Annotated in this window: 16 protein-coding genes; 5 read left to right on the top strand and 11 right to left on the bottom strand. The window is 40.1% G+C overall.

Annotated features, from left to right (window positions below):
* Positions 1 to 36 precede the first annotated feature (36 nt).
* Complete coding sequence (locus UABAM_RS04565) at positions 37 to 3,432, top strand: mechanosensitive ion channel domain-containing protein (RefSeq protein WP_151966817.1); 3,396 nt, start codon at positions 37 to 39, stop codon at positions 3,430 to 3,432.
* Positions 3,433 to 3,485: 53 nt separating this feature from the next.
* Here the strand turns inward: UABAM_RS04565 and UABAM_RS04560 are convergent, their stop codons facing one another.
* The 9 genes from UABAM_RS04560 to UABAM_RS04525 form a co-directional block, all read right to left on the bottom strand.
* Positions 3,486 to 5,657 carry a cation:proton antiporter domain-containing protein gene (locus UABAM_RS04560; protein ID WP_151966816.1) on the bottom strand — a complete coding sequence of 724 codons (2,172 nt, stop codon included), beginning with the start codon at positions 5,655 to 5,657 and terminating at the stop codon, positions 3,486 to 3,488.
* Between the two features lie 143 nt (positions 5,658 to 5,800).
* A complete protein-coding gene (locus tag UABAM_RS33320; protein WP_173013134.1) occupies positions 5,801 to 5,950 on the bottom strand; it encodes a hypothetical protein in 150 nt (49 codons plus the stop codon).
* A gap of 6 nt (positions 5,951 to 5,956) precedes the next feature.
* Positions 5,957 to 6,628, bottom strand: a complete 672-nt coding sequence (locus tag UABAM_RS04555; RefSeq protein ID WP_151966815.1) for a hypothetical protein — start codon at positions 6,626 to 6,628, stop codon at positions 5,957 to 5,959.
* A 69-nt stretch (positions 6,629 to 6,697) separates the two neighbouring features.
* Entirely contained in the window at positions 6,698 to 7,078 is a 381-nt protein-coding gene (locus tag UABAM_RS04550) for a hypothetical protein (RefSeq protein ID WP_151966814.1), read from the bottom strand.
* A 2-nt stretch (positions 7,079 to 7,080) separates the two neighbouring features.
* Positions 7,081 to 8,586, bottom strand: a complete 1,506-nt coding sequence (locus UABAM_RS04545) for a GspE/PulE family protein (protein ID WP_151966813.1) — start codon at positions 8,584 to 8,586, stop codon at positions 7,081 to 7,083.
* A gap of 28 nt (positions 8,587 to 8,614) precedes the next feature.
* Positions 8,615 to 9,010 carry an STAS domain-containing protein gene (locus UABAM_RS04540; RefSeq protein ID WP_151966812.1) on the bottom strand — a complete coding sequence of 132 codons (396 nt, stop codon included), beginning with the start codon at positions 9,008 to 9,010 and terminating at the stop codon, positions 8,615 to 8,617.
* Positions 9,011 to 9,075: 65 nt separating this feature from the next.
* Positions 9,076 to 10,497: a hypothetical protein gene (locus tag UABAM_RS04535; RefSeq protein WP_151966811.1), complete on the bottom strand. Its 1,422-nt coding sequence runs from the start codon at positions 10,495 to 10,497 to the stop codon at positions 9,076 to 9,078.
* A gap of 8 nt (positions 10,498 to 10,505) precedes the next feature.
* Positions 10,506 to 11,390, bottom strand: coding sequence for a DUF58 domain-containing protein (locus UABAM_RS04530; protein WP_151966810.1), 885 nt, complete (start codon positions 11,388 to 11,390; stop codon positions 10,506 to 10,508).
* Positions 11,387 to 12,379: an AAA family ATPase gene (locus UABAM_RS04525; protein WP_151966809.1), complete on the bottom strand. Its 993-nt coding sequence runs from the start codon at positions 12,377 to 12,379 to the stop codon at positions 11,387 to 11,389. The genes UABAM_RS04530 and UABAM_RS04525 overlap by 4 nt, the downstream gene beginning before the upstream one ends.
* Before the next feature lie 667 nt (positions 12,380 to 13,046).
* Between UABAM_RS04525 and UABAM_RS33885 the strand changes: the two genes are divergently transcribed.
* Genes UABAM_RS33885 through UABAM_RS04510 form a run of 3 tightly spaced genes read left to right on the top strand, consistent with a single transcriptional unit; the run spans position 13,047 to position 15,962 of the window.
* Positions 13,047 to 14,693 (top strand): DUF819 family protein, encoded by a 1,647-nt coding sequence (locus UABAM_RS33885; RefSeq protein WP_151966808.1) that lies wholly within the window; start codon positions 13,047 to 13,049, stop codon positions 14,691 to 14,693.
* A gap of 52 nt (positions 14,694 to 14,745) precedes the next feature.
* Positions 14,746 to 15,168: a hypothetical protein gene (locus tag UABAM_RS04515; RefSeq protein ID WP_151966807.1), complete on the top strand. Its 423-nt coding sequence runs from the start codon at positions 14,746 to 14,748 to the stop codon at positions 15,166 to 15,168.
* 17 nt (positions 15,169 to 15,185) lie between these two features.
* Positions 15,186 to 15,962 (top strand): nitroreductase family protein, encoded by a 777-nt coding sequence (locus UABAM_RS04510; protein WP_151966806.1) that lies wholly within the window; start codon positions 15,186 to 15,188, stop codon positions 15,960 to 15,962.
* Between the two features lie 168 nt (positions 15,963 to 16,130).
* Here the strand turns inward: UABAM_RS04510 and UABAM_RS04505 are convergent, their stop codons facing one another.
* Together UABAM_RS04505 and UABAM_RS04500 are read right to left on the bottom strand one after the other, a co-directional pair.
* Positions 16,131 to 16,472: a hypothetical protein gene (locus tag UABAM_RS04505; RefSeq protein ID WP_151966805.1), complete on the bottom strand. Its 342-nt coding sequence runs from the start codon at positions 16,470 to 16,472 to the stop codon at positions 16,131 to 16,133.
* Positions 16,469 to 16,894, bottom strand: a complete 426-nt coding sequence (locus UABAM_RS04500) for a GNAT family N-acetyltransferase (RefSeq protein WP_173013133.1) — start codon at positions 16,892 to 16,894, stop codon at positions 16,469 to 16,471. Before UABAM_RS04500 ends, UABAM_RS04505 begins: the two co-directional genes overlap by 4 nt.
* Positions 16,895 to 16,986: 92 nt before the next feature.
* Between UABAM_RS04500 and UABAM_RS04495 the strand changes: the two genes are divergently transcribed.
* A complete protein-coding gene (locus tag UABAM_RS04495) occupies positions 16,987 to 23,277 on the top strand; it encodes a transcription antitermination NusB family protein (RefSeq protein ID WP_151966803.1) in 6,291 nt (2,096 codons plus the stop codon).
* Positions 23,278 to 23,776: the final 499 nt, after the last annotated feature.

The raw sequence follows: 23,776 nt of genomic DNA, 5'->3' as shown, positions 1-23,776 counted from the left end.
TAGACAATTTACATCGTATTTGTACGAGGAATTCTTATGAGAACGTTTTATATATTGTTGTTGATGTGTTTTTTCAGTTTAAATTTACTTTCGCAAAATGACAACACTTCTGTGGAAAGAGACATCACTCAAGAATGGATCCAAACGCGTCAAAAACGATTGGAAGATTCTCAACTCCCAGAAGAGGACAAGAAAAAGTTACAAGAGATATACAATCAAATGTCTGATTATATCAAGAAAACGGAAAATCTTGTTCTCAAAGAAAAAGATTTCGCGAATCACACCACCACAGCTCCTAACCGTGAAGTGGAATTTCGCGACAAAATCAACCAGTTGCAAAAAGAGTTAGAAAAACCCGTTTTTGCACGTAGTGATTTTAAAGACCTTGCCTTTGCCAAAATTTCCCTCAGTGATTTAGAAAAAAAACTTGCGCAGCTTAGAACAGAACGCGATAGTCTCAAAGGTGATGTCGCTACGTTACATGCGGAGTTGGAGTATCGTAATAATCGGCGTTTAGAAATTCCTAAATTACTACTGGAAATAAAGAAAAATATCGAATCCTACCAACTGTCGACGGAAAAAAGTGACACCAATAGTATCCAGACAGCCAACAACATTCTGACAATGTTGATTCGAAAGTCCCTTATTCAAGAACACACGACATACGAAAAAGAAATTGCGAGTTACGATGCACGCAATAACTTGATCAATTTACGCAAAGAACATATGGCAAAAAGACAGCTGTTGTTAGAACAAAATATCAATACCTTGACCAATGAAATCGCGCAAAGAAAAAAAATTGAAGCGGAGGAAGCGGCGCAACAAGCTCGCGAAGCTTTGCTAAATGTTATTCGTTCTCACCCGGTTATCAAAAAGTTGACAGCCGAAAATGCGAACCTTACGGAGAGACGTAAACAAATACTAAAAAATATAACTATGCGTATCGAATACATCAAAACAGTCGAAAAAACTCTAAAAGATGTCCAACTGGAAATTAATCGTACCAAAGAAAAAGCAACAGCCGCCCATTTAACAAACGTGATGGGGATACTACTAAGGCAACAATTATACAATTTACCTCATATCCACGAAAACAAGCAACAGGTTATACAACGTCAATACGAACTACCTGCAACACAACTTGCCATTATTGAACTTGAAGAAAAACTTCTCGAGTTAGCCAATTTTGAAAAAGCGAAGGCATCGTATGCTGCACAATTTGCAAATGATGTTGCAAACTACCAAAATTACTTGCAAACATTGGAAGAGGTGCTTACCAACCGCCGTGCCTACATACAAAATTTAGTGACAGACTACAACACCTACCTATCTAAATTAATCGATCTTGACACAAAAGAACGCTTTCTCATTAGTACCGTAAATGAATATCGTACTTACATAGAGGAGCACATTTTTTGGGAAAAAAGTACCGATGCTTTTAGAGTAAAGCACATCAGTAAAATTTTTTCCGCAATACAGTGGTTGTTTTCACCCGCCAACTGGTGGAAGATTTGCACTACCATTCTCATAGATGCACGAGAAAATATATTACTTTACATTGTCTTTTTCATTGTTTTAGCCTTCCTCATTTACGTGCGATGGTCGATCTATCAACAACTCGATGATATTACCAAATTAATAAGTCGCAAACGCACCGATCAATTCAAACACACATTATATGTGTGCTTCTATACATTAGTAGTTGCTTCGACAGTACCAATCATAATGTGGTCTCTTGGGTGGCGTTTGGAAAAAGCGCCGTCGCTATTCGCCATTTATACTGGTCAAGCTCTTAAGGCAACCACAAAAATATATTTCTTGTTCTCATTGTCGTATGCCATTTGCATGGTAAATGGCTTAGGAGAAGCACACTTTCGCTGGCCTGTAGGGCTAACCGCTTTCATCAGAAAAAGTATTCGTTTTTTCATGTGGCCACTAGTGACGTTATATTTTTTCGTTTTCATTATCGAAAATCACAATATTTGGCAAGACTCTTTAGGACGTCTGTTCTTTAGCTTTTCTATGATCGTTGGTATGATATTCTTTTTCCGCATTTTTCACCACTATCGCACTATTTTTCCTTTGCACACAAAACCCCTGCACAAAATTATCTATTACGTAGCATTCTTTTCTACCGTAATCCTGCCTATTTTTCTCATAGTCATTTCTTTTATTGGTTACCATTACACATCGATTCATTTATCCGAAAAAATATTGCAATCTATCGCAGTATCTCTCCTCATATTTTATGTGGGCAATTTACTACTACGCTGGCTAGAAGTCATTTATCACAAATTTGTCTACTTGCAAAGAAAAGCGACAGAAAAAAAAGAGGCGGAAAACCACGAGGAAAACACAAACGAAGCGCCACTAGACACGCACGCAGTAGAAAACTTACAGTTAGAGACTTCCGAATCATCAGAGGAAGCGATTGCATCCTACAATCTAGAAGAATTTAAAAATCAAGGAAAATACCTGGTTTCCATTTTGCAGTGGTTAGCAGTTGCCGTTTGCTTGTGGTTGATATGGCGTGATGTTCTACCGGCTTTAAAAATGCTCAACCGCATCGTGTTATGGAGTTACACGATTCCAGGTGGTGAAGAAGTGACATCATTAAAGGATTTGATTTACGCGATTATTGCTTTAGTGGTCACCAGTATACTTGCTAAAAACCTACCAACACTACTCGAAATCTATTTTTTACAAAAGATCAAGCTTGAAAATGGCGTTAGTTTTGCCGTTTCCACATTGATTCGTTACACACTGGTAACCGTAGGAGTGATTATCGCTTGTCAAAGTATTGGACTCAATTGGGGCAAAGTACAGTGGCTCGTCGCTGCTTTTTCTGTGGGACTTGGTTTTGGTCTACAAGAAATTTTTGCCAATTTTGTCGCTGGCCTGATCATATTGTTCGAACGCCCTATGCGCGTGGGTGACATTGTTACTGTAGGTGAGACCTCTGGCAAAGTTAGTAAAATTAAAATTCGCGCGACAACCATCACCGATTGGGATCGCAAAGAACTGATAGTACCCAACAAGGAGTTTATTACCGGTCGCTTAGTGAATTGGTCGTTGTCAGACACTACTTTGCGTATTGTTGTAGATGTAGGCGTGGCATACGGGTCTGATGTTGAAAAAGTCAGACAGACTCTGATTGAAGTGGCACAAAGTCACCCCGACATACTTCCCGATGAAGGTGTTACCGTTGTATTTAATAAATTTGGTGACAGCGCTCTCAATTTCAGTATGCGTGTCTTTATACCAAACATTTCGTTTTTTCTAAAAGTGATTCATGATTTACACATGACAATTAACCGTACTTTCCGCGAAAAGGGTATTGAGATTGCTTTCCCGCAACGCGATATTCATGTGCGTTCCATCAACGGCGCTAATGTCAGCAAAATAGTTAGCGAAGTAAAAGAACAACAGTAATGTATTACAACAAAGGATGCCTAATTTATGAGGCATCCTTTGTTGATGCAAAGTCAAAAAAACAATTGTAACAATTCATTTTGATTCTTTGCGTTGCGCAATCCTTTTCGATTTTTCTTTTGAGCAAGAAAGCGCAAAAGATCTGAAGACGTTTCCAAGTGTCTTTGTAAGAAAGTGGCAGGGCTAAGTACAACAAAAACACTCTTTGCTTCTCTATTGGAGATCAACAGAGGATTTTCTAACTTAGCGATACCGATTTTTTGCGTTTCAAAGTCCTCGTGATAATAGTAGTATATGGCAATGTCATAATAATGAAACAAAATAACGTTTTCTTGATTTGCCTCATTGAGCTTTTGCAAAATGCTTTCGGAGGAAATTTGTGGAAAGTCCTCTAACATCTGCACAAGCATTTCTTCCAAAACGCTCTTCAATGATTTCGCATCACTGTACAAGACAGCTTCTTCCTGCAAATTCAATTCTACAGAAACATCTTCTTGTTTGTATTGTAAGACCTGGCAATTTTCCGAAACATTTTCAGGTAAAAAGGGATATATTTTACCCTCATCACAGCAAATGAGCACATTTCTTTTTTGTTTATCGCTTTTTGCGGCAAATTTTTTGCGTTTGACAATTTTATGTTCATTGTCTTCTAGGCTTATAATTCTTTGTACGGGAAGTCCCGACCATACCGGTTTCGCAATATTTACATTATAATAGTCTTGCTCTTTGTCACTGTGCGCATAGAATTCTGCATCGGGAATTTGCTTTTTAAAATGTTGACAAATGAGTAAATTCAGCGATTCGTTAGAAGTGATTGCCAAAACATGGCCCACTTCATAAAGTTGTGGGTACTGCTCTGGTTGCGCCAATAGAGCGTTTTCACAAATGGTCACTAACTTTTTCTTGCGCGACTGACGGATACAGCGTTGGTTGGTGTCCATGAGAAATACCGGGATGTTCTGTGCGTGAATAAAAGAAGCAATGTCGCGTCCAGCTTTGTGAGCGCCGACAATTAGCCAACCTGACGGTTGCGAACTAAGAACCCCTAGTGATCGACCAACCCATTTTGCCGTTAAACCCTGAATGAGTACCGTGCAGATAATGACACAAAAGGTAAATGTCTCCAAAAACTGTACTTGGTTTTGTGCAAAAACATCACCTTTTAAACGCATGGCAAACAGGGACGCCATGGACGCAGCTACAATACCTCGCGGAGCAATCCACGACAAGAAGAGTTTTTCCTTCAAAACAAGTTGCGAACCCAACGTGGAGAGAAAAACATTCACCGGACGCACGATAAAAATCAACATCAGCACCACTGCGTAAAGTTGCCAACCGTAATTTTTAAACGAAGAAATATCGAGGTTGGCCGCCAAAAGCACAAACAGCATCCCGATTAGGATTTCGATCAATTGCTCTTTATAAATCTTGACTTGATGGAACCGCTCTTTGTCAAAAAAGTAGCCAATTAAAAACCCCGAAATAATGACGCTTAACAAACCACTTTCATGGGCGACGAATTCGCTTAGTGTAAAAGTGGCGATGGCGAACGCGAGGACAAAACCGTTGAGTTTGTCAGACTCAATCCACGATTTTCGTACAACAAACGAAATAAGTCCGCCACTAATTAGTCCAAAAACAACACCTACTGCCACTCTCTTTAGAAGTAGCGGTATCGCATGGTCACCACCGCTGATCATCCATTCATAACAGAGCAAGGCGATAAAAACACCGATAGGATCTATCAAAATACCTTCCCAGTGCAATATGTTGCTGAGGTTTTTCTTCGCGTGAATCCTTTTTAAAATCGGACCGATGACAGTAGGACCTGTTACGATGACCAAACTGGCAGTAAGAAAACAAAAATCCCAGTTAAATTGGGGAAATAAAAAGCGAATGCAGCAAGCACATCCCAACCAGGTGATGATGACACCAACAGTCAAAAGCCCCTTTATTTCTCTTGATACTCTGCGATATTCGCGAATGTTGAGCGTTAGTCCACCTTCAAATAAAATTAAACCGACGGCTAAGGCGACAATTGTTTTAAGTGCCTCATGGCTAAAACTTTGAGGTTGCACAAGCCCCAGGCATGCAGGGCCAGCGACAATCCCTCCCAGTAACAAAATGACAATAGAAGATATGTGCAGTTGGTGAGCAAGCTGGATAAATAAAATTCCTAAAACAATGCTCGATGCAAAGGTAGCTAGAACAACCTGATCCTCCATATATTTTCTCCCTTTTAGAATTAAATTTTAAAGTCTTCCTTACGGATGTTGTATTTGGCCATGAGTTTATGGATTTGAGGTGTACCAACGCCGGCAGTCTCTGCTGTTTTTGCAATTTTGCCTTTGTGGAGTAAGTATTTCCTTCAAATATTGATCAGTTGCAAACTTTCTGGTTTCCAAAACTTATCGCGTAAGTAATCAAGTTCCAGTTTAAGCTGCAACGCTTCTTGCGCATTGTGCAAAATATAATGCAACTCTTCGCGATTCACAGGGTCTATCGATAAAGCGATCATAGATCACTACCGAATAGTGTCTAGCAATATTTTCTGCGATTGTTCTCGTAGAGACGTGGCAAATTTTTCCACGCATCTAGTTTTGGCTCTTTTGATGGCATCGTTCGCCTCAATGATTGCCCCTGGTCCCCAAGTAGAGCCTTCGCCTTCTGCGTGAACGGAAAAATAAATGTACTCGTTACGCACATCAAACAATGTTCCTTCCGCAATATACAAACTGTCGATATGCGAACCAGGGATCACCCATGCTCCGACGATGGTGATATATAACACCGACAGTGGATTATAATAGCGATCGAGATCGTTGATTGAGGAAATCACAAATACCACATCCGCTTGGTAACGCGCTGCTGCGAGACGAATCGTACGCAAATTTCTATCGGCCATTACCATCTGTGGAAGTAAGACAACATCCGTGGCCACACCTTGACTTACCAACTCATCACCAACAGCAAGTATTTTGTTCTTATCGTCTTCGTTCCAGTGCGACGTATTTAAGGCAATCGCTACTTTCACCGGTAGATTTGCCAGTGGGCGTCTTTCAAAAAGCGATTCAATTTCGGCATCTTTTTCCGAAATCTTTACTTGTTGCGACAGACGTCTATTTAAGTCCGAACGATCAAAACCAGTTGCACATCCGGCCATAAACATACATAGAAATACACAAAATTTTTTCATTTTAATCCCCTATCTACAAAAAAAAACATCCATCGCCGATGTTATTTTATCAGCAATGGATGGTTTCTTTCATTCTTCGTCTATGAAAAATAATTTGCGTTTTATCGTTTCGACCTGTTCTTCAGAAAGAACCTGTTTGTCGATTTCGACCGATCGAAACGGTATCAGTGTCCAACGAATATGCAAACCGTGATCAAATTCTTTGCACACCACACAAAATGAAAACGCAATAAGATTTTGAATGGACACGTCGGTGTCCATCAACCATACTTTCATATTTGTCGTTTTATACTGCTCTATAGATTCTACTTGTTGCAAATCGAGCAAACTTTGCACATCATTTTTCGCAACGACATAGAAAAAAAGATATAATGTTTGTAAGCCAATGCCGACAAAAGCAATTACGGCAATTGTTTTCACTATTTTTTTCTCTGGTTGTCGATCAGACATTGTTACCTTTCCATGGCAATAATCCGATAAGGAATAACTCTAAGAAGTTCGTCTAGGCTAGTAATGCCTTTTCTCGCCTTAGGTAGCGCGTCTTCCAATAATGATTTCAGCCCCATTTCTCGTGCGGTAGATCTTATTTCTTGAGTCGAAGCTTCCATGTTAATCAATTCCGCAAGTGCGTCATTTACGGCAAATAACTCATATATTCCGGTACGTCCTTTGTAGCCAATGCCATCGCAATGTTCGCAACCCACCGCGTGATAAAATTGCTCATCGTGGGGTAGGCGTAGTTTTGCTTTGAGTTCATCAGAAGGTTCTCCGACATCTTTACAAACTGGGCACAGTTTACGTACCAAGCGTTGCGATAAAATCCCCAGCAAACACGCTGAAATGACACTTGAGTCGACATTGAGTGTCTTTAATCGCGAGAATCCACGTACACTATCTATCGCGTGAATAGTACTTAGAACGAGGTGCCCCGTTTGCGCTGCGCGAAACGCCACTTCCGCCGTCTCTTCATCGCGAATTTCACCGATCATAATCACATCGGGGTTTTGACGCAAAAAGGCACGCACATAGTCTGCAAAACCCATGTCCGCATTGATTTGTTTCTGGTTGGTTTTGGCAAAAATATACTCAATGGGATCTTCCACTGTCACCACTTTATTTTGCGTGGTATTTATGTGATGAAGAGCAGAATACAGCGTTGTTGTTTTTCCACATCCTGTAGGGCCCGCAACTAAAACAAGACCTTCGGGACTACTCACTAGATTTTCAAAATCTTGCTTTTGTTGTGCGTTAAGACCAAGTTTATCCAGTCCAACAATGGCTCGCGAGCTGTCAAGTACACGCATAACCGCGTCAAGGCCAAATGGTCCGGGAACGATAGAGACGCGAAAATCAATAACGCGTTCGCCTCCTTCTTCGTATACGGAGTTAATGCGACCATCTTGGGCAAAACGATGTTCGGTAACGTCGAGGTTTGCCAAAATGCGCAATCGAGAAATCGCCGTGCGGATATTTGCTTTACTTAAAGGATGGTTTATTTGGTGTAACATGCCATCGACACGAAAACGCACATCTATGTCATCGGGATACGTTTCGATGTGGATATCACTTGCCCCCAGAGCAATCGCTTTTCCTAAAATTTCATTGATGGTTTTACTCATCGGCGCGTCGGGGTCATATGAAATAGTCGAAATAGGATTCAAAGTAAGGGTGTAGTCAAAATCTTCTTTTTTATGCACACCATAACCAATATCTATGGCTTTTTGGATTTCATAGGCATTCAGTCTTACCGCTTTAATCGAGTGGTTCAACATCGCCTTTACTTCGGCAAGTAACTCTTGATTTGCATCATCAATCACCCCCAAAGTAATCGGGTCAGGAGAATGAATATTCACTTTGTTGAGAATTACCAGGCGGTTTTCGACACAAAACTTATACGGTAACATTTGTATCGAATCTGCATCTAATTCGAAATGCTCTAGTTCAACAAATTTTTCCATTTTTTATCCTTTTATAATTTCGTTTAGCCTATGAAGCCTGTAAGTGATCCGCGATATCTTGGTCGGCATCTATCTTAACAAAAAGACGCCATAATCCCATCATGTCAAATAAGTGCTCTTTGTCCTCATCAATGTTTCTCATAAAGATTGTACCGTCTTTGTCATTTTTTAGATTGTCGGCTAGTTTAATAAGAAAGCCTATACCAGTGGAGTTGATATGATTTAATTCCGCCATGTTAAAAGCCACATACTTTACATCTGCTTCTTGCACTTTCAGCGAAATGATGTTATCCAACAAATGGATACTACAAGTGTGCGTATCTATGGACCCTGTTACATCAAAAAACAAAACATCTAAATCATCCATTTGTTTCATTGTTGTTTGAATGCGCAAACCTCTTTCATCATCATAAATATCTTCCATTTTACTTCCTTTACAAGATGTGAAAAATGTTGTTTTCGTGTGTTGTTGACTATAAAACGGAATACCTAGTCAATTAGCGATTTTGCCTCTCGAAGAAACAGTGTCTCAAAGCCTTCATCGAACGACATGTACAGTTTATGTAACTCTTCCTTTAGTTTTACGGACTGTTCGCGAGGTGTATGTTTTGTTAAACTGGATAGAGAGCGAAGCTCAAATAAACGCATATCATAATTAATGGCGAGTTTTCGCGCTTGGTGAAAACAGTTTACTGCTTCGTTGAGTTTGAGACTATCACTCAATAAAATTTCGCCCTTTAGTTGTAGTACTTCTATTTTATATATTTGTTGATTTCCATCCTCGATGGCGTTCCACGCATTCTCTATTGTTTCGCATGCTTCTTCATGTAGACCTATTTTATGATAGCTGTCTGCCAATATACTCAATAAAAAAGGTTTGTGCAATGTCACTTTAAATTCTTCTAGTGCGACTAGAGAATTCTCGATTAACATTAAACCTTCATCTTTACTTTTGTTGTGTATAAGTGCCCAGCCTAGTATGACTTGTGAAATATTTTTCCATAAGGAAATTCCATGATTCTTTGACCACTTTACCCCACGGGCTGCAAAATGAATTGTCTTGGGTATATCACGTCTAATTTGGTGAATACGCGCCATAAAAAACAGTGCCAAAGCCACATTATATGGTGTCATAATTTGCTTGGCAAATTCATACGAAAACTGAATTTGTTTCAAAGCTTTGTCCAAATATCCACGATACGCAGAGCTAAACCCTGTTAATCCCAGAACCAACAATAGTGGATTTTCCAAAGAAAAATCTCGTGGGATATTATTTTTGTTTTGCATGCACACTTGCAAAGCTTTTTGTAAATGAAATTTGGCCTGATCCCACGCAGCCATAATAAACAGAGGAAATGCTTGGGTCATATGCGATTCAATTACCAATAGTGGGTGCTCCAACTCGTTTGCGATGGCAAAAAGCTCTTTTGACGTTTGGTAACTTTCGTTTGTTTGGCCCTTCATCACCTGATGTGCCCACAAGCCACGCAAGGCCAAAAATTTTCCCACCACCTTATCATCGGTAATATCAAAAAGCCTTTGATAAACCTTCTTTACCTCATCAGCCTCGTAGCCTTTGGTCACAATGTGACACTTCCCCAATCCCAAACAAATACTAATTTCTTTTTGTATGCGAACCTGACTATTTGGTATGGAATACAAGCGATTCAAACCCTTGTAGAACCAATCCGCAGCCTCGCTGTATTCATTTTCGTCTAGCTTACGCCATCCCTTTATTTCCCAGGAGGTAATTTGTACTTGGTTAATAAATCCGCTAAATAAACTCTGCAAGTGATCGATTTGTTTTTGCGGCGCACCTTCCTGAACAAGGCTTTTAATGACAGAATACAGTTTATTTATTTGCTCTTGGAGCTCACTGCACTCTTTTTCTAAATTTTCTAACCACCCCATGTAGTACCCTACTTTACAATGCCCAGCTTCTTTAAGTACCTGAGTAGCAAATCTTCTATCGGTGCCTGGTTTGATGTATATAAGTAAAATATGCCATTGCGACTACAGTAATCGGAAAGTTGTTGCATAAAACCACTGAGCACAAATTGATAGCGCTGTAATAAATCAGCGCTTATGCTTAAGTCTGTAGTTGCACCATTTTCTGAATCAACAAGTTTAATATCTCCGGTTAAGGTTGGTTCTATCTCTTCTTCAGCGAGAACTTGTATTGCAATCACTTCATAACTTCGTGGAGAAAAAAACTTATACGCTTTTTCTAACCCTTGTACATCAAGAAAATCAGATATAATTACGACGATACCGCTATGCCGAAAACGGATGGGAAAAGCGCGAAAAGCATTGTGCATGTCGGTCTCGCCACCTTCAGGAGCATTCTCCAAAAAGTTTAGTAATTTCCATACATGTTTTTTTCCACGAGATAATGGATAGATATGTTTTAATTCGCGATCAAAAATTCCCACAGCAATGCGGTCTAAATTATTTAAAGCTATATAACCCAAAGACGCGGCGATCTTTTTTGCATATGTGTATTTTGTTGGCGAGCCAAAACTCATGGATTTTGAGTTGTCGATCAAAAAATATAAATTAAGGTCTTCTTCTTCTTGAAATAATCTCAATAAAAGTTTATTGAGTCGTCCGAGAATATTCCAATCTAAAAAGCGCAAATCATCCCCAGGAACGTATTCGCGATAATCAGCAAATTCAATGGATATTCCCTTTTTTTTACTACGCCGTTCTCCCTTGAGTAAGCCACGGAAAACTTTGCGTGATACAAAAGACATGTTTTCCAGTGTTCTCATAAAATCAGGATCTAAGAGTTTTTGTTCGCTCATTTCTTACTCGAGCCTTCGTCTCTTTTCACATGTTCGAGAATATCTTCGACGATAGTATCTGTAGAAATTCTTTCCGCTTCGCCTTCGAAATTTAAAATCATACGGTGACGTAACGCGGGAATAGCACTTTGTGCGACGTCATCAAAACTAGCGTTGTACCGCCCTTGTATCAGTGCTTTAATTTTTGCCGAACGAATGAGCGCCTGTCCTCCACGAGGTGAAGAACCAAAACGCACAAAACGATTTGTTTTTTCACTAGCATATGTCGATCCCGGATGTGTAGCAAGAAGTAAACGCGAAGCGTAATCCCTTACGTGTGGTGCCACATAAACATCGCGAACCACGTCCATCCATTTTTTTATATCTTCTTGCTTCGCAATTTTTTGCGGTGTGACTTCTACTTTTTCTGTGGTGCGGAGTAAAATTTCATTTAAATCCTCACGGGAAGGGAAGGAAACCAAAAGTTTAAACAAAAATCTATCGAGTTGTGCTTCCGGTAACGGATATGTACCTTCCATTTCTAAAGGGTTCTGTGTTCCGAGAACAAAAAATGGTCGATCGAGTTGATGAATTGTACCACCGACCGTTACACTTTTTTCCTGCATACACTCAAGTAACGCAGATTGCGTTTTCGGGGTAGCACGGTTAATCTCATCGGCAAGAACAATATTGGAAAAAATAGGTCCCGGTTGAAATTTGAATTGACGATCTTCTGTGATTAGATTGGTTCCCACAATGTCTGCCGGCATCAAGTCAGGTGTGAACTGAATACGCGAAAAAGGAAGATCAAGAACCTCGGAAAGAGTGCGTACCAACATCGTTTTACCCAAACCAGGAACCCCTTCTAGTAGAACGTTTCCCCCGGCAAAAAGACATATGAGTACATTTTCGACTATTTCGTCATGACCAACGATTACCTTACCAATTTCCTTGCACAATGCTTCGAAAGCATCTTTAAACTCTTTGGCAACTTCAGTGTTCTCTTTCATGTTTTCTTCTACCATTTTTTATAATCACATTGTGAAATTTTCCCGGTGTATTTGGCATACAATCCGACGTGAGAGATGTGGATAGAAATACGCAAATTATTTCGACCGCACTCTTTAAATATCATTTTCTTTTTGAATTTTACGAAAAAAAAATTATAGTCTGTAGACAGAACTTGTGTGAAATGAGGATGTCATCGATTTTACAATCGAATACATAAACACATTGGCGCATAACTTGCATATAGTTCGTTCGCACTTATGTTTCTCAAGTGTAAATTACCCGAAATATTTAGAGATTCGACAAATTCTTCTGATAAAACTCTTAACCCCACAAACCTTTATCAATAAACTATTCTTGAAAAATAAGAAATTTTATTAATAAAAAGTTTTTCATGGTTATATATGTTATAAAAAATAAACATCTATGCAACTAAATTTTTCAGAACTGCTTAGCCACTATTTTCGAGTGTGATTGGTTAGTAAGATCGATCGATCCAAGAAAAAATATACCTTGTATCACACCTGACCTTATAAAACATCTAAGAATAACATTAGAAAAAGTAATGAAAATAAGAAAATACCTTAAAATACTTCTATAATTTTCATGTGATGTGCCGCGTGCTGCACTCCATTTTGTATTTTAATTTTGTCGTTATGGAGCCCATTTATGTTTCCGATCACCAACGATGATGTCATTTTTGGAATGCTAATGGTTATTCTTGCTTTTATTTTTTACACCGCAAAAAGTAAGAATAATTTTTGGCAAAAATTCTATACATATGTCCCTTCGCTATTATTGTGTTATTTTATTCCCTCTGTACTAACAACTACTGGAATCGTCGATATTTCCGATTCTAGTTTATACTATGTCGCGTCGCGTTATCTTCTTCCTGCAAGTTTAGTACTTCTTACACTCAGTATTGATTTAAAAAGTACGTTGCAGTTAGGTCCCAAAGCGCTCATTATGTTTTTTGTTGCTACCTTTAGTATTGTAGTTGGCGGGCCACTTACCATCATGTTCATCGGTTGGGTTTCTCCACAAACTCTGGAACAGCTGTACGCATTTCATCTTTCACCTGAATATAAAAACGAACTGACACTTTCCTCGCCATCAAAAAAACTGTGTGACGCTTTCGCAAAGAAAAAACGTCCGATTAGTGAAAACGCTTCTATTGAAAAAATTGGTGACAATCGCTGGCGCATTACAGAACAAAAATGTGTTGTCGAACAACGCGATGGTTTTCTACACGTGGACGCCAACGGTTCTAAGTTCAAAGTTAAATTAAAAGAGCGTATTGACTTTTTTGAAAACCGCAAAACTCTTGTTTTCGAATTGAGCAAACATAACTTAGTGATCAACGACTATGACATTTTTAATGAAAAAGAAGGTATACTCCATATCGTAATCGGTCCGTATTTGTTGGTTGGTGAAGACGGTGGAGTGAACGTATATCGCGACATTAAGTCACAAGATATTGCCAGAGGTATGACAACATTAATCGGAAGCTGGATCGGTGGTGGTGCGAACCAAACGGCGATGAAAGAGACCTTTCGTGTCGACAATGAAATTTTTTCCGCAATGACCACGGTCGACATACTTGTCGCAAACCTATGGATGGCGCTGTTACTTTTGGGCGCAGCGAATTACAAGCGTCTGGATGAAAAACTACAGGCAGATAATACGGCGATTGAAGAAATTCGCGAACAAATGGAAAAATTTCACGCAGAAAATTCGCGTATACCGTCCCTAAATGATCTAATGGTTGTCGCGGGTATTGCCTTTGGAATTACATCTCTTTCTCACTTTGCCGCAGATTATTTTGCTCCTTATATTAAAAACAATGTCAAATGGCTCGCGGAAATAAATCTGGGAAGTGAATTTTTCTGGACAATACTTCTTGCGACAACAGGTGGACTATTGCTGTCTTTTAGCAAAGCGCGAAAACTGGAAGGCGTGGGAGCTTCTAAAATAGGCTCCGTTTTTCTCTATGTACTCGTAGCCACCATCGGTATGAAAATGGATTTATTTGCCATTTTTCGCAATCCTGATTTGTTTTTTCTTGGCTTTGTATTAATATTCTTTCATATCACCTTGCTGCTAACGACTTCTTATCTGATTCGCGCACCGTTTTTCTTCACCGCTGTGGGTAGTCAGGCAAATATTGGCGGCGCGGCGTCTGCACCAGTTGTTGCCTCTGCTGTAGACCCTGCTTTAGCTCCCGTGGGTGTACTTCTTGCTGTTCTAGGATATGCTCTTGGTACCTATTGTGCATGGCTTTGCGGACAATTGATGATTCTCGCTGCTGGTGGGTAAACATTTGCTACAGATCCCGACAAATCGGGATCTAGATTTATGGGAGAAATTCATGGACGAATCTCATGTCAGTCGCTTACATAAAAAGCTTCATGCACGCGCAGGACGTAGTGGTAACCTGGAAAAGCTCAAGGGATTGGAGGAACAATTTGTGCATAGCTGGAATTGGGTAGAGGATTTATATCGTGCCCACCCATGCTATAACGAAGTCGTCGCCTTCATGAATTCTATGCGGGCAAAGGGTTATCACAAATGTCTCCGTGCAGGACAATCGATGTGGGTTTTAATGCTATCTCGTGCGCTGCATCATGGACTATCACAAGATCAACCTTACGTGTACTTTTGTTTTTCCAAAAATGAGATGACAGCGGGATTTTGCGACAAAACCAAAAAAGAGCTCACGTTTCCCACCATTGAATTAACCCCAGAAATCGAATCGTGGCTCAACGACCTACGTTACCGAATGATTACATAAAGAAAGTAAACGCAATAATGGATATTTTTGAAGTCTTAGAGAATCATAAATCTATTCGTGAGTATAAAAGCACACAGGTTCCTGAAGAACTCCTACAAAAAATTTTACATGCGGGACTTCGTGCTTCCAGCTCGGGAAATATGCAAACATGGTCCGTGGTGGTCACGAGTGATCCAAAAATTCGCCAGAGTCTGTTTCAGGCTCATTTTGAGCAAGAAATGTTACTTCAAGCGCCGTTGCTACTGACTTTTTGTAGTGATTTTCATCGTATGCGCCGTTGGATAAAACTACGTGACGCCGCCGACAATTTTGATAACTTAATGAGTTTTATGATCGGAGCCATTGACGCGACAATTGCGGCGCAAAATGTCGCTCTTGCCGCAGAGGCCGAAGGTCTTGGCATATGCTACATGGGAACGACTCTCGCAAGTTGTGACACCATTGCGCAAATTTTAGAGCTTCCGCCCAACGTAGTTCCCGTCGTAGGGTATGTGATGGGTTATCCCGACGAGTCACCACAATTGCGCGACCGTTTACCATTGTCGGGGCTTGTGCATCGCGAGAAATACACGAAGTATAGTGACGAGGATATTGCAACCATCTATGAAGAGCGCGAAACAAAAGGTTGGGATCGCTACATGTCCGTTCCGCGTTTGCGAAAAATGATTGAAGAGTCTGGGGTGGAAAACTTAGCACAGGTTTACACGCAAGTGAAGTACACGCAGGAGTCGCACAAGCATTTTTCACAAAATGTCTTGCGTTGTTTGCGAGAGCAGGACTTTATGAATAATTAGTGGGTTTATCTCCTAATGGGTGCCCTCACCATCGCCTTGTAGATTTCAGCTGCGCTGAAAGCAACAAGTCTCATGCCTCTCCCACGGGAGAGGCGTAACACGTCTGAATTTGTTTCCATTGGTTTTCTTTGGTGCATGTCATATCAACCAAGTAACTTAAATCAATTCTTAATTGCGTTTCTTTTTCCATTCGTGGATGGCGTCTAATAAGTAGCTTTCTGCTTTGCGAAATTCTTGTTCGGTAGGTCTTTCTGATAGAGGTGGTCCCACTTGTAAATTTTTCTTGCGATTTTGCTTGCGTACGTACATATACATATCTATGCGATAATTGCACATTTTCCACGAAGTTTCGCCTTTTTGGTAATCCTTCATCGCCAGTTCCAAAGACACAATCGACTTGAGTTCTTCCTCATACGCTGCGATTTGCTCGGAAATTTGTTCTTGGGTATACGATTTTTCTGCGACTTGGCAGGAGACGCACAACAATAAAACAATCCAAAAATATCTCATTTGTTTTTCCTCATATCTACATGCATAATTCCATCTTCATCATACGGATCACTGATTGCATCAAAGCCAAAAGAGCTGTAGAAATCTTGTAGATGCTCTTGTGCGGCTAGTTCCAATGTTTGTTCGGGAAACATCTGCGCAATTTTTTGTAGCGCGTGGTCCATCATTGCTCGCGCAATCTTTTTTCCGCGCATCTCCTTACGCGTAATCACGCGACCAATTTTCACTTTATCTTTTTCTGGAATGATCCGCAGATAACTCACTAGCTTTTCGTTATATATTCCTTGCAAGTGTATTGATTCCTGATCTTTATCATCTAAATCCAGATAGAAGCATTGTTGTTCAATCACAAACACTTCTTGCCTTACTTTAAGAATTTCATATAATTCATATAAAGTCAAATCACAAAATTTTTTCAACACGTATGTTACCGACATAATATTTCAAGCCTAAAAAGTTACATCTACCTCGGGTGTGTCATAACACCTATTCATTATTTTATGTAAGGAACGCCATGAAGTACATTTTATTATTGCTTTGTTGTTCTTTTCTCGCCGCGAATGAAATCGGATTTGATGAGTGGTTTAATTTACAGAAAGACCGCAGCGAATCCCTAAAACAACTCATTCCTGGTACAAAGGAGTATTACTATTACCATGCTCTCTATTATCAACAGCAAAAACAATATCCCAAGGTAAAAGAAATACTAACAAAGTGGATCGAAAATTACGGAACCACTTCGCAAGTACGCGAAATTGAAAATCGCCAAGCTCTTTTGGATTATGAAAAGAATCCGCAAGAATCACTGCAACATATTGTAGAAACATTGGGAATTTCTTTTGATCACCAAAAACGTCAGGTGGCGACAAAGGTTCAATATCCGAGTTCTTTAAATCAAAATCTTATTGCGACGGAAAAGTTGTTTAAATATGCCTTGGCGCAACGCAGATACAGGCAGATTCACAACAGTTCTTGGGAATTCTTTGTGAATGAAAATCTTTCTCCTAATGCACGACGTCATATGTTAAAAAACCTGACATATCCCGATCACGAACGTTTGCCAGCACTTGTCGTCGAAGATTTACAGTATCGTTACAGTAGAGGCTTTGGTTCTTTAAAAATACATAGCAAGTTGCTATTAAAACAACTTGAAGAATGCTTAAAACGTATGCCGCAACTCATCAACAACAATACATTTATCCAAACCTACATTCGAAAATTACACCCACACGCAGATAGTAACTGGCAACAAGATGACAATGAACACAGAAGTTATCTATACAAGCTATGGAAGTTTGCCAAAAAACTTCCCCCCGCGCAAAATTCGTTAAAAGCCCATATTTTATACAACTATCTGTTACTCAACCTACGCCAAGGAAAATATCCCAAAGCTCTCTTTATGAGCTACATAAAACTACCACGCAATGATGGATATAGCAATGAAGAATTTTTTGAAAATGCCGAATATGAGGCGGACACCGAAGCCAATTATTCGAGAGATACCGGTTTGAAAAACATTGATGGCGACGACACTGTCATAAATGAATATTTGTTACATTTTTTCAAAACAGCAGATAATTACGACGAATACAGCCGTTATATAGATGAATCCATACTCAAGGAATTATTTGCTGAGAGTAAAATAACCAATGGTGTGGGAGATAAGGAGCAATGGTACAGTCTACTTTCGGTAGAGGATTACCAGCGCCTTACCAACAGAGTAGATCTAAAATTCACGGTGGATAACCAGCAATATTTTCGTTCAAACGATAAAGTACAACTTAAAATAGCCGTGAAAAATGTAAAAGACCTCATCGTCAAAACATATGTTGTGCACACAAAAAACTACTACACAAAAAATAATGACGAAGTAAACACTGCGATTGACCTCGATGGACTCATCGCCAACCACGAGCAAGTAATGCGTTATCATCAAGTAGCGCAAATACGCCACATTGAAACACTAGATTTTCCACACATACAGAAATCCGGTGTGTATATTATTGAGTGTATTGGTAATGGCAAAAGTAGTCGTGCTCTCATACGCAAGGGAAACTTAATGTGTATAGAGCGTGTCGGTGCTGCAGGTCATGTTTTTTCTGTTTACGATGACCAACAGAATTTGCTAAAGACAGCGCAAATTCACTATGGCAATCGCCTATTTAGTGCCGACAAAGATGGAGAGATCACCATCCCATTTAGCAAGCGACCGGGACAACAAAAGTACATTGTGTCGCACAATAATTTTTCGATGCTAAAGACTTTTCAGCACCAGGCAGAGAATTACAAATTTTCAGCGGGTATCTACATCGATCGCGAACAATTACTGCGCCAAAAGTCATGTCAAATCATAGTACGCCCAAGACTTTACGTTAATAACAATCCCATTAGTATTTCATTGCTTGAAGACGTTACTTTACAAATCGAAACGACAAACCGCGACGGAATTCAAAATACACAAGACATAAAAGATTTCAAACTAAGCGACTCCGCAGAAACCACATATACTTTTAAAGTGCCAGAGAAACTTCAGAAAATTACCGTCACACTATCGGGAAAAGTAGAAAATATCAGCAAAGGTAGCAAAGAGAATCTTTCGCGCAAAATTTCCCACCAAATAAACTCCATTGATTCAACATACAACGTCGAAGATCTTTTCTTACGGCGCGTTGGCAAAAAATACATACTGCAAGTATTGGGAAAAACCGGCGAAGCTCGCGAAAAACGCATTGTAAAAATAAAGTGTCAACATCGCCACTTTACAAATACCATTCATGTTACATTGCAAACAAACAAAAATGGTCACGTGGACCTGGGAAAACTGCAAAATATCCAAACCGTTTCTGCTTCTGGTGCAGACAATGTCACACATCATTGGTATTTACACAATGACAAACGTTCTTATCCACAGACCTTACACATCGCCACCGGGGAAAAACTATCGCTGCCCATTCTGGACGATCACACCAATACGCGCGACATATGTTCGCTTCTCGAATTGCGTAACGGAACGTTCGTTAGCGAAAAAAACGCAAATGTTTCGCAAAAAAACGGCTTCTTGCAAATAGAAAATTTATCCGCAGGTGACTATCATTTGTGGCTAAAAAAAGCGCGACAACGCATTACCATCCGCGTGGCAACGGGCTCCAAAAAACACCATACAGTTGTGAGTGCAAAACGTTACCTAGAACTACGTAATCGCAATCCGTTACACATCGTAAACATCACACAACAAAAAAATAAATTGCGTGTACAATTGCGCAACCATCAAAAAAATACGCGCGTTCACATTATTGCAACACACTTTGTCCCGGAAATGGATATCTTTAGTGTTTTTGGAGGTGTATACAGTGCTACTCCACAAAGTAGAAATATACAACAACCCATTTCGATCTATTTGTCAGGGCGCAATATTGGAGACGAGTACCGCTATATTTTGAATCGCAAGTATGCCAAAAAATACCCGGGAAATAGTTTAGCAAGACCCAGCTTATTATTAAACCCATGGTCACTTCGCGACACACACACCACACAGCAAACAGCAGAAAGTGGCGAAAGATGGGGAGATATTCACAAACCTTTGTATGGAACACGAAACGGTTCTGGCATCATACACACCGGAGCACCTTATGATAGGCGACAATCAAATAGCGCATACAGCAATTTTGATTTCTTGCAAAATGCTTCGCTAGTTCTCGCCAATCTAAAACCAGATAAAAATGGTGTTGTTGAATTGACCGTATCTACATTACAACCGCGCCAACATATACACGTTGTTGCTGTTGACCACGACGACATTGTGTACAGAGAATGGGGACTTGCACGAGATAAAGATCATTTTCGCGATTTGCGTTTGGCGCAATCCTTCGATCGCGAAACGCATTTTGCGGAACGCAAAGAAACCACCGCAGTGTTGTCGGGACGTTTGTTCAATATTAACGACATCACCACTAGTAAAATAGAGGTATACGACTCTCTACAGAAAGTACATAGTCTGTTTTCGGTTCTCACCAAAAATGAACATTTACAAAAATTCGACTTTGTATTACGCTGGCCACAGCTCGATACAAAAGAAAAAAATCGTTTGTACTCCGAGCACGCATGTCACGAGTTAAATTTTTTCCTTTACCAAAAAGATCGAAAATATTTTAACAATGTGATCAAGCCATATTTAAAAAACAAAAAACACAAAACATTTATCGATCATTGGTTATTAGAAAATGATCTTAAGAAGTACTTAAAACCATGGCATTTTCATCGCCTAAATGTCGTAGAACGTATCTTGCTTGGTCAAAGGCACAACGGCACAAATATTTTTCGTCAAATCAATGACGTAAACTTACTACGCAATGTAAATGTCGATGATTTAAATCGTAGATACCGCACCGCAATTCAACTGAGTTCACTCACCACACAAGACGACTTAGGTTTAGATCGTGCTTTGGACGAAGTTACCGACAAAAAACCTTTGCCCGACGCCACGGAATACGACGAAGAAAAAGAAAGCGAAGAGTATTCCGAAGAAGAAGCTATGGATGAAGCCGAGGAAGCTGGCGATGAGTGGGGGGATGATGAAGGAGATAGTGACGACGACTGGGACGACGGCGCAGGCGATGATTCTGGCGAAGAGGGCGAATGGGATGATAACGAAGTTAACGAGCCTACCGACGGTCCCGCTTTTTCGGAAAAAGACATAGATGTAGACCGCAAACGCGACGAAAAACGCAGAAAAACCACGCGTTCCTTTTATCGCGGTCCTGAAAAAACGAAAGAGTGGGTAGAGAACAATTACTACCACAGAAGAATAGAAGAGCAAGTGGCTTCTCTTATTCGCGTCAACAACTTCTGGCGTGATTATGCCGCACACCGCCAAGGTCCTTTTTTGTCGGGCAATTTTATCGAAGCAACGCAAAATTTTAGCGAAATGATGTTTGCACTCGCGGTTCTCGATCTTCCATTTACCGCCAAGAAACACCAAGTGGAATACATCAAGGAGAAAATGACTCTTTCTCCAGGAAGCGCTGTGATTGTCTTTCATCAACAGATTCAAAAATCAACAGTAAAAAACAAAAACTCTATTCTAACACGTCAACGTTTTTTCCCACAAAGCAATCCCTACATCTATGTGGACAACCAACGTGTGGAAAACTTCATCGACGGTGAATTTCAAGTGGGCAAAGTTTATGGATGCCAAATTATCATTACCAATCCAACCTCACGGAAAAGAAAAATCAACGTGCTGATGCAAATTCCTCAAGGAGCCATACCTATCCACCGTGGTTTTGTCGCGGAGAGTCGATATTATGAGTTAAATCCATACGCAACCGAGGCGATTAAATATTATTTTTACTTCCCATTCAGCGGAAACTTTGCACTTTACCCTGTACATATTTCAGAAAATGAAACCATCATTGCTCATGAAAAACCACAGGCGTTCAAAGTAGTCAAGGTGCTTTCTCAACAAGACACTACTTCTTGGGACTATATTTCCCAGCATGCCACACAAGACGAGGTAATTCGTTATCTGCGTACCGAGAATCTTTCGCGTATCGATTTGCAACTGATTGCATTTCGCATGAAAGACGCGTCGTTCTTTTCGCGCGCTATAGCGATCTTACAACAACGCCAAGCATACAACAATACACTGTGGTCATACTCCCTAAAGCATAACGATCCGCAAGTCATTCGCCAATATTTGCCGCACACATCATACGCAAATGGTTGTGGGGATTACATTGACTCACAGCTCTTAAGTGTCAATCCCGTGGAACGACATCGTTACCAACATCGCGAATATTGGCCGCTAGTTCATCCACGCGTCAACCAACTTGGCAGCAAACGCCAAATTCTCAACCAACAATTTTTTATTCAATATCAAGACTTTATGAAATACATGCGTTATCGACCAAATCTAAGTGATGAAGATCTATTGACTTGTGCAATGTATTTGCTACTTCAGGATCGCGTGGACGATGTACTTGCAATACTGCAACGCGTTGATCACCAAAAATTGGAAACGCAAATTCAGTACGATTACCTACAAAGCTACATGGCTTTCTATTTGGAAAAACCGCAAAACGCCAAAGAAATTGCAAATAAATATAAGAATTACCCCGTTGAAAGATGGCGGGCATTTTTTAGCGACGTTTTGGCGCAGATCGATGAATTAGAAAGTAGTGAAGCGAAACAACAAAAGCAAGAAGGCAAAAAGGAAGATGTGGTGAAAAACACTCAGGACTTTGATTTTGTCATCGAACAGCGTCAAATACGCTTACAGTATCACAACATCGCTGACTGCCAAGTGAACTATTACCCAATGGACCTTGAATTGTTGTTTTCGCGTAATCCTTTTGTAAAAAGTACTGCGGATCAATTTTCGATCATTCACCCAAACAGCACACAGAAAATTTCTTTGGACAAAAAACAACAGAAAATGACCCATGCCTTACCACAAAAATACGTGGAGCAAAATGTATTGGTCGAAGTTGTCGCTGGAGGAAAAACCAAAGCGCAGGCGTATTACCCACATAATCTGAAATTGCACGTTGCACAAAACTACGGTCAATTGCAAGTCCGCGATGCCAAGAGCAACAGCATGCTAAAGAAAGTATATGTGAAGGTTTATGCCAAATATAACGATGGCACTGTGCAGTTTTACAAGGATGGCTATACAGATTTACGTGGACGTTTTGACTATGCGTCATTGAGTACGGATAATCTCGACCGCGTACAAATGTTTTCCATTTTAATTCTAAGTGAAAAGCACGGAGCGATTGTTCGCGAGGTGAAACCGCCTAAGATGTAGGAAGTTTTCCGTATAGATTTAGCACTTCCATGTTGGTGCCCTCGCCATCGAATTAGCAGTTACAGCTGCGCTGTAAGCTACTATTCTCATACCTCTCCCACAGGGAGAGGTGTAATGCTTCTCTTTTGTAAAAAACTAAATTCACTTGAGTTGCGGGTCGAAAGTAGTGATGTAATACAATCTTTTGATTAATGTTGTATCTATGATATGCATCAAAGAAAACAAATGGAAATAAATTCAGACGTGTTACGCCTCTCCCGTGGGAGAGGCATGAGAATTCAGGCTTTTAGCGAAGCTAAAACCCTAAATTCGATGGTGAGGGCACCAACACTGAGGAGAATCACACCAACACAAATCAATCTTGTTTGTGATATGCATCAAAGAAAACAAATGGAAATAAATGGAAATAAATTCAGACGTGTTACGCCTCTCCCGTGGGAGAGGCATGAGAATTCAGGCTTTTAGCGAAGCTAAAACCTTAAATTCGATGGTGAGGGCA

Source organism: Candidatus Uabimicrobium amorphum, from assembly GCF_009002475.1.
Taxonomy (GTDB): domain Bacteria; phylum Planctomycetota; class Uabimicrobiia; order Uabimicrobiales; family Uabimicrobiaceae; genus Uabimicrobium; species Uabimicrobium amorphum.
Note: the sequence above shows the minus strand (reverse complement) of the source record. Positions and strands in the feature narration are given on the sequence as shown.

What these genes read in the sequence shown, in the direction of transcription:
- UABAM_RS04565 (WP_151966817.1), top strand. Translation starts at nt 37, where the DNA reads ATGAGAACGTTTTATATATTGTTGTTGATGTGTTTTTTCAGTTTAAAT.
- UABAM_RS04560 (WP_151966816.1), bottom strand. Translation starts at nt 5,657, where the DNA reads ATGGAGGATCAGGTTGTTCTAGCTACCTTTGCATCGAGCATTGTTTTA.
- UABAM_RS33320 (WP_173013134.1), bottom strand. Translation starts at nt 5,950, where the DNA reads ATGATCGCTTTATCGATAGACCCTGTGAATCGCGAAGAGTTGCATTAT.
- UABAM_RS04555 (WP_151966815.1), bottom strand. Translation starts at nt 6,628, where the DNA reads ATGAAAAAATTTTGTGTATTTCTATGTATGTTTATGGCCGGATGTGCA.
- UABAM_RS04550 (WP_151966814.1), bottom strand. Translation starts at nt 7,078, where the DNA reads ATGTCTGATCGACAACCAGAGAAAAAAATAGTGAAAACAATTGCCGTA.
- UABAM_RS04545 (WP_151966813.1), bottom strand. Translation starts at nt 8,586, where the DNA reads ATGGAAAAATTTGTTGAACTAGAGCATTTCGAATTAGATGCAGATTCG.
- UABAM_RS04540 (WP_151966812.1), bottom strand. Translation starts at nt 9,010, where the DNA reads ATGGAAGATATTTATGATGATGAAAGAGGTTTGCGCATTCAAACAACA.
- UABAM_RS04535 (WP_151966811.1), bottom strand. Translation starts at nt 10,497, where the DNA reads ATGGGGTGGTTAGAAAATTTAGAAAAAGAGTGCAGTGAGCTCCAAGAG.
- UABAM_RS04530 (WP_151966810.1), bottom strand. Translation starts at nt 11,390, where the DNA reads ATGAGCGAACAAAAACTCTTAGATCCTGATTTTATGAGAACACTGGAA.
- UABAM_RS04525 (WP_151966809.1), bottom strand. Translation starts at nt 12,379, where the DNA reads ATGAAAGAGAACACTGAAGTTGCCAAAGAGTTTAAAGATGCTTTCGAA.
- UABAM_RS33885 (WP_151966808.1), top strand. Translation starts at nt 13,047, where the DNA reads ATGTTTCCGATCACCAACGATGATGTCATTTTTGGAATGCTAATGGTT.
- UABAM_RS04515 (WP_151966807.1), top strand. Translation starts at nt 14,746, where the DNA reads ATGGACGAATCTCATGTCAGTCGCTTACATAAAAAGCTTCATGCACGC.
- UABAM_RS04510 (WP_151966806.1), top strand. Translation starts at nt 15,186, where the DNA reads ATGGATATTTTTGAAGTCTTAGAGAATCATAAATCTATTCGTGAGTAT.
- UABAM_RS04505 (WP_151966805.1), bottom strand. Translation starts at nt 16,472, where the DNA reads ATGAGATATTTTTGGATTGTTTTATTGTTGTGCGTCTCCTGCCAAGTC.
- UABAM_RS04495 (WP_151966803.1), top strand. Translation starts at nt 16,987, where the DNA reads ATGAAGTACATTTTATTATTGCTTTGTTGTTCTTTTCTCGCCGCGAAT.